General features: G+C 38.5%; 15 protein-coding genes. 3 read left to right on the forward strand and 12 right to left on the reverse strand.

Annotated elements, in window-relative coordinates; translation table 11 throughout:
• Window positions 1–541: 541 nt before the first annotated feature.
• Window positions 542–1,117, forward strand: a complete 576-nt coding sequence (locus tag OA91_RS17060) for an outer membrane beta-barrel protein (protein WP_063339229.1) — start codon at window positions 542–544, stop codon at window positions 1,115–1,117.
• A gap of 60 nt (window positions 1,118–1,177) precedes the next feature.
• Here OA91_RS17060 and OA91_RS17065 read toward each other — a convergent pair whose 3' ends face one another.
• The 12 genes from OA91_RS17065 to OA91_RS17120 all read right to left on the reverse strand — a co-directional run bounded on the left by OA91_RS17065 (window position 1,178) and on the right by OA91_RS17120 (window position 11,048).
• A complete protein-coding gene (locus OA91_RS17065) occupies window positions 1,178–2,506 on the reverse strand; it encodes a pyridoxal phosphate-dependent aminotransferase (RefSeq protein WP_231870394.1) in 1,329 nt (442 codons plus the stop codon).
• Between the two features lie 208 nt (window positions 2,507–2,714).
• Window positions 2,715–3,248: a DUF3833 domain-containing protein gene (locus OA91_RS17070; RefSeq protein ID WP_082827989.1), complete on the reverse strand. Its 534-nt coding sequence runs from the start codon at window positions 3,246–3,248 to the stop codon at window positions 2,715–2,717.
• 42 nt (window positions 3,249–3,290) lie between these two features.
• On the reverse strand, window positions 3,291–3,698 hold the full coding sequence (locus OA91_RS17075; RefSeq protein WP_231870395.1) for a chalcone isomerase family protein: 408 nt from the start codon (window positions 3,696–3,698) through the stop codon (window positions 3,291–3,293).
• Window positions 3,699–3,788: 90 nt separating this feature from the next.
• Complete coding sequence (locus OA91_RS17080; protein WP_063339232.1) at window positions 3,789–4,298, reverse strand: DUF2878 domain-containing protein; 510 nt, start codon at window positions 4,296–4,298, stop codon at window positions 3,789–3,791.
• Entirely contained in the window at window positions 4,276–5,562 is a 1,287-nt protein-coding gene (locus OA91_RS17085) for an SAM-dependent methyltransferase (RefSeq protein WP_063339233.1), read from the reverse strand. The genes OA91_RS17080 and OA91_RS17085 overlap by 23 nt, the downstream gene beginning before the upstream one ends.
• Window positions 5,563–5,589: 27 nt before the next feature.
• Complete coding sequence (locus tag OA91_RS17090) at window positions 5,590–6,360, reverse strand: DUF1365 domain-containing protein (RefSeq protein WP_197477835.1); 771 nt, start codon at window positions 6,358–6,360, stop codon at window positions 5,590–5,592.
• A complete protein-coding gene (locus OA91_RS17095; protein WP_063339234.1) occupies window positions 6,357–7,610 on the reverse strand; it encodes an NAD(P)/FAD-dependent oxidoreductase in 1,254 nt (417 codons plus the stop codon). The genes OA91_RS17090 and OA91_RS17095 overlap by 4 nt, the downstream gene beginning before the upstream one ends.
• A gap of 2 nt (window positions 7,611–7,612) precedes the next feature.
• Window positions 7,613–8,320 carry an SDR family NAD(P)-dependent oxidoreductase gene (locus OA91_RS17100; RefSeq protein WP_063339235.1) on the reverse strand — a complete coding sequence of 236 codons (708 nt, stop codon included), beginning with the start codon at window positions 8,318–8,320 and terminating at the stop codon, window positions 7,613–7,615.
• Window positions 8,317–8,751: a nuclear transport factor 2 family protein gene (locus tag OA91_RS17105; protein WP_046015085.1), complete on the reverse strand. Its 435-nt coding sequence runs from the start codon at window positions 8,749–8,751 to the stop codon at window positions 8,317–8,319. The genes OA91_RS17100 and OA91_RS17105 overlap by 4 nt, the downstream gene beginning before the upstream one ends.
• Window positions 8,752–8,999: 248 nt before the next feature.
• Window positions 9,000–9,731 (reverse strand): ChrR family anti-sigma-E factor, encoded by a 732-nt coding sequence (locus OA91_RS17110; RefSeq protein ID WP_063339236.1) that lies wholly within the window; start codon window positions 9,729–9,731, stop codon window positions 9,000–9,002.
• Window positions 9,724–10,347 (reverse strand): sigma-70 family RNA polymerase sigma factor, encoded by a 624-nt coding sequence (locus tag OA91_RS17115; protein WP_063339237.1) that lies wholly within the window; start codon window positions 10,345–10,347, stop codon window positions 9,724–9,726. The genes OA91_RS17110 and OA91_RS17115 overlap by 8 nt, the downstream gene beginning before the upstream one ends.
• A 65-nt stretch (window positions 10,348–10,412) precedes the next feature.
• The gene (locus OA91_RS17120; protein ID WP_063339238.1) at window positions 10,413–11,048 is read right to left on the reverse strand and encodes an LON peptidase substrate-binding domain-containing protein; all 636 of its coding nucleotides are present in this window, start codon (window positions 11,046–11,048) and stop codon (window positions 10,413–10,415) included.
• Between the two features lie 195 nt (window positions 11,049–11,243).
• Here OA91_RS17120 and OA91_RS17125 point away from each other — a divergent pair, with 195 nt between their 5' ends.
• Together OA91_RS17125 and OA91_RS17130 are read left to right on the forward strand one after the other, a co-directional pair.
• Complete coding sequence (locus OA91_RS17125) at window positions 11,244–11,756, forward strand: GNAT family N-acetyltransferase (protein WP_063339239.1); 513 nt, start codon at window positions 11,244–11,246, stop codon at window positions 11,754–11,756.
• A gap of 65 nt (window positions 11,757–11,821) precedes the next feature.
• Window positions 11,822–12,742, forward strand: a complete 921-nt coding sequence (locus OA91_RS17130; protein ID WP_063339240.1) for an alpha/beta hydrolase — start codon at window positions 11,822–11,824, stop codon at window positions 12,740–12,742.
• Window positions 12,743–12,752: the final 10 nt, after the last annotated feature.

Here is a 12,752-nt window from a genome sequence, read left to right on the forward strand (position 1 = left end):
TCCTTGTTAGAGGGTTTAAAAAGGTCAAAGGAGAGTGGTCATTAATGAATCTAGCCTACAATTTTACCCGTGTGCTAAATATTATTGGTATGAAGGGTTTTAAAGCTTACTGCCAGTAGAAAAAGTATTCTTTAACCTCCTCAGAGGAGCCTCAAAGCCTTTAAAAAAAGATGCTCTCTGTAATCTTCATAAAGGGTTCTTAAACTACAGAAAAGCTTTTTGATTCATAAAAAGTCATTGACGTTAATTCTTTCACAGCTTCTCCTCCGTGGGAATGTATACTCGTCAGCTCTGCTGGCGTTAGAACTAAGGTGCCCCTCTAAACGACATTTTAATACTAGAGTAGATCTCGTGGTTAGCGTTTCTTGATAACCACTGGGTTGTTAATGATTCCATCCCGCTTCCTATTTTGAAACGTAAATGGAGGATTTATCGCTTTGAATTTGTTTGCATAAATGAAACTTTGTTTTTCATTTATGCTAGTTTTTCTATCTGAGTGACTTGGTTAGTATCTTCAGTTTATTCGTAAATGAGCTAGAAGATGAAAAAGAAATTAGTAAGTGTAATTTTATTAGCCAATGCCTATGTTTTTCCTACTTATGCGTCAGAAAACTTTAGTATAGAAGCTCTTCTTGGTCGTGCTAACCAAGCTATAAATGTAGTAGGTGAAGATACTAAAGAAGGAGATAGTACCTCAAAAGGCATTAGATTCTCTTATTTTATGAATGATAACTTTTCATTAGATGTATCTTATGTTAATTACGGAAGTGCCAGTTATAAAACATCATCTGTATCAGTTAGGACAAAATCTTCTGTTAAGAGTATTGGTATACAAGGTCTTCTTCCTATCAATGAGAAGTTAAAGCTATCAGCAAGAGGTGGTATTTCTTTTTGGGAGTTTGACACAGTAGAAGCTTTTACTTCTTCAACTAATATCTGGACTTTTGATGATGATGGTATGGACCCTTATTATGGTTTAGGTCTTGAATATATTCTAGATGATAAGGTTAGCTTAGGGCTGGATCTTTCTTATATCAAAATGGGGATTGAACCTTCCAATTTAACTGCGGATCACGAGGTAATTAATACCTCTCTTTCACTTGGATACCGCTTCTAATCTTGAGAGATACAGATTAAGAGACTCATCTTAATCTGTATCTTTGAGCAGCTTGATGAGCTATTTAAATCTAGTATGGAAAGCTTTTAGGCGTGCCTCAAGGTCCTCTAGCTGTTCATCCTGTACTTGTGAGACACAAGCTCTTGCACCCTTTATCTGTTCTGAACCTGTGTTATTCAAAGAGATAGCACTGATACCATGATAAAGCAGGTTAGTTAATAGGGCGTCACCATCTAGATTTGGATGAAAGAAGGTGAAGTAGAAACCATCACTGAGTGGTGTCCCATTGTCTTCAGCGTAGACAATTTCAAAACCATATTTAATGAATAAGGCTTTCATTTTCGCTGCTCTATCTTGATATACCTTAGTTAGGTTTAAAAAAGGTAGCTGGCCATCGTTTGATGCTTTTAACATAGCACTTAAGCCATATTGTGTTGAGTGCGTTACACCTGCAGATAAGCCCGCTAAGGCTCCAAAAATTATGGCTTTACCAAATTGATCATGGGTGAAGTTTGTATTGAGTGCTGGATACTGGCGTTCAAACAGCGCATCAGAAATAACAAGGTTAGCGATTCTTTGTCCGGCATAGCTAAATACCTTTGAACTTGAAATCAGTAAGATGTATTCATCCGTATAATGAGCAATACTTGGCTGATAAGGCCCCTCACCTGGAATGCTATAATCTTCTCTGTAGTCCATACCAAAATAAGCAAGATCTTCTATTACAATCACATCATACTTTTTAGCTAAAGTTGCTATCGTCTTTAGCTCTTCTTCGTTAAAGCAAATCCAAGCAGGGTTATTAGGATTAGAGTAAAGAAGTGTTGTGTATTGGCCACTGGCTAAGTGCCTTTCTAGTTCTGTTCCAAGTGCATCTCCTCTGTGGTTGTAAACATCGAAGCTCCCCCATGTTTGTCCTATCATTTCTAGTTGACGCTTTTGATTAGGAAATCCTGGATCAATAAAGAGGGTCGCGCCTTTTTCTTTAGTTCGATTACCTACTAGGAAAGAGGCTAGTGCGCCTTGTGCTGCACCAACAGTGGGAAAGCAACCAATAGAGCTTACTTTGATATTCATAAACAACTCACAGAAGCGACTGATTTCCTGCTTGAGTTGAGGTATGCCTTCAAGCATGGGGTATTTTGAGGCCACACCAGATTCCAGTGCTTTAATCTCTCCTTCAATCCCTATGCTAGGTGCTGGTAATCCTGGTACTCCCATTTCCATACGAATGTACTTTTCACCTGTATCTGACTCAATTGTATTAACTAATGCAACGAGTTCTCGAATAGATGCTTTAGCAAGAGAGGGAATTTTGGCTTTATCTAATGCATTACTGACTTTTTGAAAATCTATTGGGGTATTATCTGTTGTTACTTTGGTCATCATATTTCTACTCTGCTAAAACTGTCTTATTTAATAAGGTTAGAAATATGTTACCTCATACAAAAAAGTGGTTTGAAACATTTAGCGCGAGGATTTTTTGCTTAGTCATTTCAAAAAATAATGCGAGATAATAAAGGCCTAACTCAGAAGGCGGGCTTTTATCTTTGTGCTAGATTAGGTGAGTAAGCTTCAGAGTCATTCACTTTCACAACTAAAGCTTTTCAATGTAGATAATGATTTCTCCCACCTTGAAACCAAATTTAGTCATGTCTGTCTTATTAAAGAGTCGATCTTGATCCAGTAAAAACATCCAATCATCAAGTGTGACAGTATAGTTTTCGCCTTCTACCTCAATCTCAAGATCATACTGCCAATATAATGCAGAGCCTTGAGTTCGGCCTTTTGCTATACCAATAACATCTGCAGCTTGTCCTATGTAGTTATTGTTTCCTACTTTTTCTAGTTGCCATATTCTAATGGACTTCTCTCCATCATCGAATTCAAACCATTCTTTAATTTCTCCTTTATTGCCTTGCCAATCAGCCATCATTTTTACGTTGAAACGCCTTAGCAAGTTGCCTGAGCGATCTAATACCATGCCATAGGCAACAAGCTCACCTTGAAAAAATGTTTCTAGTTTGAGTTCAGGTGTACTTCCTAAATGCTTATCTAAACTAGGTGAACTACAAGCCATGATGGATAGGCTGATAAAAAAAAGCGTGATTATTTTGATTAATTTTGTCATGGGTTAGTTATTCGCCTTTTTAAGCATTTATCGAATGAGAAGTCATTGTGAGAGCCCTAATAGCTGTTTTCTTAATTTGGGTTCTGAGGTGTTTTCTGATAACCAAATAGCCAAAAAGGCAGGACCAAATGTTGGGTCTTGAATCACTCCAAGTGGCTCAAGGTTAAAATAAAACTGACTTTGTCCTTGTGAATCTAGCTTAAGCAGTAAACTGTCTTTTTTCTGTACGTCTGGAAAAAAACTTGTTAAATGCTTTAGCCATTTGTCTATCTCTTCATTGGTGTAGTTAAGCTTCTGCCATTGATCCTTGGTGGCATCGACTAACGCCTTACTTGAAATTGTCTTTTGATAGATAATTTTCAGGGCGAGCTCATCTTGATTGTTTAAGTCCACTTGCTGGTTCGTGCCATAGAGCTCTGCTTGATACAAGGTCCAAAATAAGTAACTCATCTCTCCTTCACCTAATTTTGTTAGGTGCTCTATGGGGGTGGCACATGCCTGTGAACTGACGAAAAAAATCATTAACCAGTATTTCATATATCACCTAACTTGATAGAAATCAGAGGGGACAAGCTGCCTATACACTTTAACTAGCAGAGGAAAGACGATGGCCCAACTTAAAGCTAAATAGATTAAACTTGTGCTGGTTGATAAATCGCTATTGCTTAATGCTCCAGCCTTTATGCCTCCCCAATAACTTAAAGTGCCTCCAACTGCACCAACTAAGGCTAGAAGCCAATAAGTTTGCTTAGTAAACCAATTGAAACTGTGGTTAAAGCTGATACTGAACATGGCCCATAGCATGATTAACCAAATAGGAAAAAAGCGAGTATCGGCTTTAAAGGTGCCAAGATAAAAGTGCAAGCTATCAATACAAATCCCAACGCCAATGAGAGCAAGCAGTTTAAAATCGGCTTTGGTACTCGGTGATAAGTAAAAATTCAAACAAATAAAAGCGAAGATAATAGGGGCAGCATATTGAGTAAAAAAAGCTGCCACTAGCCAACTTGCTTGAAAGAGCCCTAAATTAATAAGCCAAAACCACTTCATCTTCTGCACCTTGATATCTTGGCTTTCTTGCAACTATATGGTGCGTGCTGATAACACGTTCTAAAAAAGCGCCTTCACAATAGCTAAAGTAAAATAACCAAAGGCGTTTAAACTCTTCGTTATAACCTAACTGTTTAAGTTGCTCCCATTCCTTCTCGAAAGCCTGTTTCCAGTCGTCCAAGGTACGAGCATAGTGCAAGCCAATATCATTAATTTGATGTATCACCATATCGGTACTTTTTTCAAAATGACGGGACATTTCTGCAATGGAAGGTAAGCAACCACCAGGGAAAATATACTTTTGAATAAAGTCCACACCCTTGCGGTATTGTTCATATCGAGTATCGGCAATGGTGATGGACTGAATGAGCATTTTGCCGCTTGGCTTAAGTAGGTTTGAGCAGGTAGAAAAGAAAGTAGGAAGAAACTCATGTCCTACGGCTTCAATCATCTCTATAGATACTAACTTGTCATACTGGCCCGAAAGCTTTCTATAATCTTGTTTGAGAAGGGTGATTTTATCTTCTAGGTCAAGTTCATTAACTTGTTTTTGCGCATAGTCAAACTGAGCATCTGAAATAGTCGTGGTTGTGACCTTGCAGCCATAATTTTGAGCCATATAAATCGCTAAACCGCCCCAGCCAGTACCAACTTCTATAACATGGTCATTCGCGGTCAAGCTAAGCCGCTCGCAAATTGTTTTCATTTTGTTTATTTGAGCTTGGCTTAGGCTTTGCGCTTTATCATTATAGATAGCAGAAGAATACTGCATAGAAGTATCTAGAAAGCCTTGGTATAAATCATTACCAATATCGTAGTGGGCAAGAATATTACGTTTAGAGCCTTGCTCTGAGTTGATGTTTTTACGTCTTAAAAAGAGGTTTTTTAACTTAGATAACCATCTCATATTTCTTTCGATCTTATCTAGCTCTATAGAGTTTCTTGCCATGACTTGTATGACTTTAGTCAGATCTGGGCTGGTCCATTTAGAGTCAAGAAAAGCCTCCGCTGCACCTATGCTGCCATTTGCTAAAACATCTATATAAAAGCTTAAATCATGAATGACTATTTGCCCTTTGAGATCCGTACTTTCATCACCAAAAAAATAACTCTCATGCGCTTCAATCAGCTCAAGTTGAGCATCTTTAAGTTGGCTGAGTAGAGCAAAAATAATGCGACGACTTTGAGAAACTTTACCGCCAACGTCAGTCGAATTGATGTTATTTTGCTTAAACTGCTGTCTTTGTTTCACAATATTTTCCATGGAAAACCTCTCATCATAATCAATAAATTAGGTGTTAGAGCTGGAGTCTGGGTGAGAGACAAAAGGCACACGTTTAACTAAGAGTTTTAGGGCCTGCCAATAAATGCCGAGCAGAATTTTGAGTGTCATAGAAGGTAATGACACTAAGGTTGCTCTTAGTTGTTTTGCATCCAACGTTTGTTTTTTTAAGGTAAGAGTCGCATCAAAAACCTTGCTAGCTTGATGGTTCTCTATATGTACTATGGCTTTGTGTTCAGGTGGGGTAATTTGCCAATGGTAATCCATATCCATTTCCATAAAGGGAGACACATGAAAGTCTTTTTTAACTTTTACTTCTTGTCCTATGGGGATGAGGTAATAGTGTCTTTCTCGCCATGGGGTATTGCTAACCTCGGCTAACATGTATTGGCATTCACCGTCTTCGTTATAGCAAAAGTAGAAGTTAATTGGACTGAAATAGAGCCCAAGACAGCGACATTGGGCTAGCATCATGACACGGTTAGTGTGCTTCCAATGACCACCAAGTTTGATGATTTTACTTTGGACTCTTTGCTTTAAGTCTCCGCTTTCAGATTTGATATAATCAGCTTGTTGAAAGCGAATCGGATTAAACCAACGACTGCCAAAGAGTTTACTTAATTTATTCGTGTGCTCTAGCTCATCTAAATCTAGGCCCATCATATAAATACGATAGCTAAATTGGTGAAACACCTTGGCGTAACGTCTGTGCCTAACGCTGCCAGAGTAGATGCCACTCTTGAGTGAAATCGGGGATTGCGGAGCACTTAAACCTGTCATAACCCTGCTCCAAATCGTTTTGTTACGTCAAGAGCGCTTTTTACACCATCCTCATGAAAGCCGTTGTACCAATAGGCGCCAACAAAGTGAGTGTTGTTTTTACCGCAAATAAGATGCCTTTTGTTTTGTGCACTCACGCTTTGGGTATTTAAAACTGGATGATGATAAGTAAAGGACTGAATAATCTTATCTGGGTCTATTGCCGCATCTTGATTGAGGGTTACACAAAAGGTTGAATCATTTTTGATACCTTGCAAAATGTTCATAATATAAGTCACACAAGCTGGGTGATCCGATGCTTTATCTAATCTGTAATTCCAACTTGCCCAAGCAAGTTTCCGTTTAGGTAGAAGTTTAGTGTCTGTATGTAGTGTGACTTGGTTGGGGCTATAAGGAATACCCGCTAAAATTGCCTTTTCATCGAGGCTTGCATCGCCGAGTAATTGTAAGGCTTGGTCTGAATGGCAGGAAAAAATGACCTCATCAAAGATTTTTTCATCACCATTAGCAAATAATAGATGTACGCCATCAGCTTGACGTGTGACTTGTCTAATGTCCGTGTTTAGCTGAATTGCTTGGGTAAGCTTATCTGTGATTTTACTTACATAACTCCGTGACCCACCTTCAACAACATACCATTGGGGACGATCGACAATATTGAGTAATCCATGATGGAAGAAAAACTGAATAAAGAATTTAAGCTCGAACGCCTCCATCTCTTGTAAGCTTGTGGACCAGATTGCAGCTCCCATGGGTAAAATGTAATGTTCAGCAAAGAAGCTAGAGAAACCTTGTTTAGCTAGGAAATCGCCTAAAGTCTTGGCTTGGCTAAAATCATTTTCATGAAAGGCTTTTTTACAAAGCCTATTGAATTTAACAATTTCAAAAATGAGTTTCCAAAATCTAGGTTTTAATAGGTTTCTTCTTTGAGCGAACAGGGTATTAATAGTGTGTCCATTGTATTCAAAACCTGATTTCGGGTTATGAACGCTAAAGCTCATTTCAGTTTCTTTTTTATTAACGCCCAGTTTGTCGAGCAACCTTATGAAATTGGGGTAGGTTCTGTTATTGAACACAATAAAACCTGTATCAATCGCTAGCTTTTCACCCTTATGTTCTATGTCTATTGTTGCCGTGTGACCACCTACATAATGGTTTTTTTCATACACTGTGACATTGTGCTCTGGGTCGAGTAAGTGAGCACAAGTTAGTCCTGATATACCTGAACCTATAATGGCAATATTCTTCATTTTTAAACCATCCTTGAGGCGAGCCGTTGCCAAATTGAAAGAGGTAGAAAGCTAAAGCACTTCATTAAGAGTACGAAGACAGTAGGGAAGTTGATTTCTGATTTCTCTTTATCAATTCCTCGTATGATTTTGCTCGCAGCATCTTTACTATTAATAAGCATTGGCATGGGGAAATTATTTTTTTGAGTCAGAGGAGTATCTACAAAACCTGGGTGTACTGTGGTGACATTAATCTCATGCTCTTTTAAAGATATAGCCAGTGTTTTACCTAAATAGGTTAACCCTGCTTTAGATGTGCCATAGGCTTCTGCTCTTGGTAGAGGTAAAAGTGCGGCACTTGAACTAACGAGGACCAATCGTCCTTTTTTATTGATATGTTTAAGCCATTTCTCTAAGCCGTATGCGACAGAAATTAGATTGATTTTAATGACTCTCTCAAACATTTTTGCATCAAAATTTAGGCTGTCGTCTATGTATTCACAATCACCCGCATTAAAAATAAGCATATCTAATGACTCTTTTAAATCTGGGTAATCCTGATACTGAGTTAGGTCAAAACAAAGACTGGTGATATTGACACTTTGCGATACTAACTCTTCTAATCTGGCTTGATTGCGACCGCAAGCAATCACTTGGTGCCCTTTTTCTGCATAGGCCATAGCCAATTGGTATCCAATACCTGAAGTGGCGCCTGTTATCATGATTTTCATGCTTGGCTCGCTCTAGACTTAATACTTTTAATAAGTGCACCTAAAAGCGGAATTTGTTCATAAAGCATGGCACCAAGATCTAGATAGTCACGATGGAAGATAACCTTGTCATCTTGGCTTTTTATGTGGGAATGTCCTTGCACTTTAATTGGCTGCTGTTTATTTAATTTTTTATGACAAAAGGTCATGGTCCAATAAATAGCCGCTTCACTGTCAGCCTCTAATACTTCTTCGACAACAAACTGACAATGGCTCACTTGGGTATAGAGTTCATCAAAATAATTAAGCAAAGTGTCTAGACCTTTTAGCTTGTGCATAGGGTCAACAAATTGAACATCTTGGTGATAGATCTCTTTAAGTAGATGTAAATTATCTACACCTAACTTGCTGTAGGTTGTAATAAAGTTATCTAACCATAAGGTGTTTGCCATGATTTATGCCTTTTAATGTTTACGCTTATAAACTCATTAATTACCAATACGCTAGTGAATGGGTTTTAGATCACAATTGTTTAAAATTAGTTTTTAGTATTGGTGATGAGAAAGCCTGATTAATATCGAAGAAAGCTGATACTCAGGCATAAAAAAAGAGAAGCTTTCATTCTTCTCTTTTGTTTATTTTGCTTTTAATACCTTGTTTTAATTAAGGTTAGTTAATTTTATTAGAAATGCATGAAAAGCTAGTAAATGAGTTTCCCTAGGGGGTTAAGCAATTTAGAAAAGCCCTGAGTAAAGTGAAGAGCATCACTGACTAGGGTTAAACATATGCAGCCATCTTGCGTAATAGGTGAATGGGTATGCGCTTTATCTAACCAGATGAAATCTCCCTTTTGATATGTGCCCATATCGTCTTCAAAACTACCTTCTAATAAGAGAGTGATTTCTATACCAGTATGAGTATGCTGGGGAATTTGCCCGCCTTTATCTATTTTGAGAAGACTTAAACGCCTTTCATCATCATTGAATTGAAAGCGAGCTCGTGAAACTTTACCAACCCCCTGCCACGGTGCTGCATCTAAAGAACTTAGCGCTCTGGGAAGAGGTAAATGACCGTCTTTGTGGCTAATGATCTTTTGATTTTGTTCGGAATGAGCTGGCTCTATATCTTCATACATTTCTTGGTTCGGGACGCTTTCTTCAATCATGCTCTCATCGAGAGGTAGCGACATTATTTCATCAATCATATTTTTAGATAAGCTAGAGTCGAATGCTTGATGAGTGCATGGATCAAAACTGTCCATTATGTCTTGCTCAAAGGCTTTTTCAGCGGCTATTTCTGTTAGTTGATTAACCTCTTTTTGGCACTGTTCACACATTTCAATGTGGCTAGACACTATGATGGCAACAGATGGGTCAAGATCCCCTTGGATAAAGGCGCGTAAAACAGCTTGAGTCGGGTGTTGTTTAATCATGGTCTCTATCTCCCATTTGCTGTTTTAATTTTGAAAGTGCAAGTCGCAGGCGTGATTTTACCGTGCCTAAAGGAATACCTAATTGTTTGGCTAGTTGTTCTTGGGTGAGTTCTTGGTAATAAACCCCTTTAATGATGGACTGTTGAGCAAGAGGTAAAGAGTCAATACATCTCAAGACTTTTTCATTAAGCAGATGATCTTTAAATTCAGAGTCATCGGATAGCTCTTCTGTTAAGTCAGATGGCCATATATCATCTGAAAGGGAAATATTATCCTTGTGTTTCATTTTTCTGAGAGTGTCAAAGCAAGTGTTACGCATTAGGGTATAAACCCATGTAGTGGCTGCGCCCTTACTTGCTTCAAAAAGGTGGGCTTTCTTCCAAACTAATGACATGGTGTCTTGAACGAGTTCATTCGCCATTGCTTCATTATTTAGTTTACTGATGCCAAATCGCTTTATTTTTGGCGCAAAGAAATTAAATAGCTCAGTGAAGGCTTTTTTATCCCTTTGCTTTGCAACTGAGTTTAGCCAGCAACAAAGTTCTGTTGATAATTGGGGTGGGGTAGCGATGCTATCATCCTTATATTTCCCAAAAGTCTTTATGCTAGTGTGCATATTAAATCAGCCATAGTGATCATTTATAGTCTAATACGTAATCAATGAAAATAAGGTTCACTTTCTTATGAATTATTTCCTTGAATATAGGTTGTCAAAAAAGTAGTCAATGATGACAAGCTGTCTGGTTGTATAAAATGTGCCTTCACCTTATGTGGTACAGGTAAAACTTCAAGCAGTCTTGCATTAACCCAGTGAGCACTTTCAAAGTGTGGAATTGGGTAAAGTAGGTTTAAATCCTGATATTGATAAAACAGCTCCTTCAGTGTGGCGACTAATATCGGCTTCGGCGGCACAGGTTCTGAAATTGAGCTTGTAGGCCAATGTGGTCTTGGTAAGCAATCGCTTAAAAGTAGTCCATCATCTTGATAGTGAAAGCTTTGTAAGCTCACTAAAAACTCTCCTTCAACATCAATCAAGAGAACGCCATCATCTCCTTGATCAAAGTCCACTATTTTTACCAAGGTCCCCCAATGAGAAACTGGGGTATTTGATTCTTGTGCTTCTGTGTCATTTTTTACAGGGTTAGGAAACGCAATCACAAAGCCACGACTTTCTAACGAAGCCATTACCATGGTGAGGTACTTAGCCTCGAAGATTCTTAACTTTTGTCTTCCTTTTGGTAATAGGAAGACATGCAAAGGAAAAATCGGCATATCTGTAATTGGTACAGAAGAGTTGGTTAACTGTGGTGTTAGCATAAGTAATTTGACACTTTAATAGGTTTTAATCTTTATACGAGTGTCGAGCGCAAAGGGATCACTTTTACACAACCTGAATTTAAAGAAGCCTAGCCTAATGAATGTGACACCTTGCTAATGATTGAGGTGAAGAGAAAAGCCTGTAGAATTCTTAGTTAAGGATATGAGAACTAACTTTAAGCATAAGGAAATCACTTGGATATCAAAATACGACATTTAGAAAAAGTCGATGCACCCGCATTAAGAGACATCTATCGCCATACCAGCGTGACGGAAAATACCTCCCAACTACCTTATTTGAATTCTGAAACAATTGATGGTTTATTTGAGCGCCCGAATTGCTACAACCTAGTTGCAGAACTGGGCTCTGATGAAGTTACAGCAAAAATACTAGGCCATGTGTCAATTATGACGTCACATAAAATGCGCATGAAGCATTCTGGTGTTTTGATGATAGCGGTGCACCCTGATGCTCATGGTAAAGGGATTGGTAAAGCCATGTTGGTTGAGATACTCAATCAAGCGGATAACTGGCTTAACCTAGTGCGAATTGAGTTAGAAGTACATGCAGATAATGCTGTAGCCATTGCGCTTTATCAAAAGCTTGGCTTTGAAATAGAAGGTGAAAAGCGTTTTAGTATTTTTAAAGATGGTAGGTTATCCAGCCTCTTGATAATGGCAAGAATTCGCCCTGATTTTAAACCCTAGCCAGTGAGCAAGCTTATCGAATAAAAAATGAAAAGGTTAAACTTGTAAGAATTAAAGGAAGGGATGTGTTAGATAGGTTAGAAGAGGGTATACGCCCTTTGGTTGAAGATTTTATTAGTGCTGGTAAGCCTTGCTCCAGTGAGCTTAGTATTGAAGACAGGCGAACTGGGTATATAGCGAGTACTTCTCTTGCTGATACCGCGCCACAGCTATTTGCTGAATATGAAATAAGGCTAAATGGGATCAATATGAAGATCTATCAGCCACTAGATGGGACGGATCTACCGCTTTGCATCTATTTTCATGGCGGCTGTTTTGTTAGCGGTGGTTTTTTAACGCACGACCCGCAATTAAGGGAGTTAGCGCATCAGTCTGGCTGTATTTTTGTTTGCATTGAGTATCGCTTAGCTCCGGAACATATCTATCCAGCAGCCCATGATGATGCTTATTTCGGTTCTCTAGCGATTAAAGAGCATGCTCGAAGAATTGGTGGAAACGCAAATGAAATTAGTTTTATGGGTGATAGTGCTGGTGGTCATCTTGCTCTTATTACAGCGCTTCGTTTGAAAAATAAAACCGATTGGTTACCGAATAAATTAGCGTTAATTTATCCTATGCTAGACCCAAAAGGATTATCTCCTAGTTATTCTGCAAATGGCTCTGATTACATAATTACGAGCAAAATGTTGCTTTCTGGTTTTGAGCTTTATTTGGGGGATGCTGATTATGATGAACAAGACTCTGAATTAAATGTTTTAATGAGTGCTAAGTTTGAAGGCTTGCCTCCTACTTATATTGTGACTGCAGAATATGACCCTTTATTGGATGAAGGTTTGCTTTTATCTGAACGTTTAAAAGTCTCGGGTGTGGAAGTAAAAAGTGAAACCTATCCCGGTGTTATTCATGGTTTCTTCCAACTCTCTGGGGTGAGTAAGTCTGCCGTTAACTGTATTCACTCTTTGTCTGAATGGATAAGCGAATACTAGGCAGTATTTC

It is taken from the genome of Marinomonas sp. SBI8L (assembly GCF_001624705.1).
Lineage (GTDB): Bacteria > Pseudomonadota > Gammaproteobacteria > Pseudomonadales > Marinomonadaceae > Marinomonas.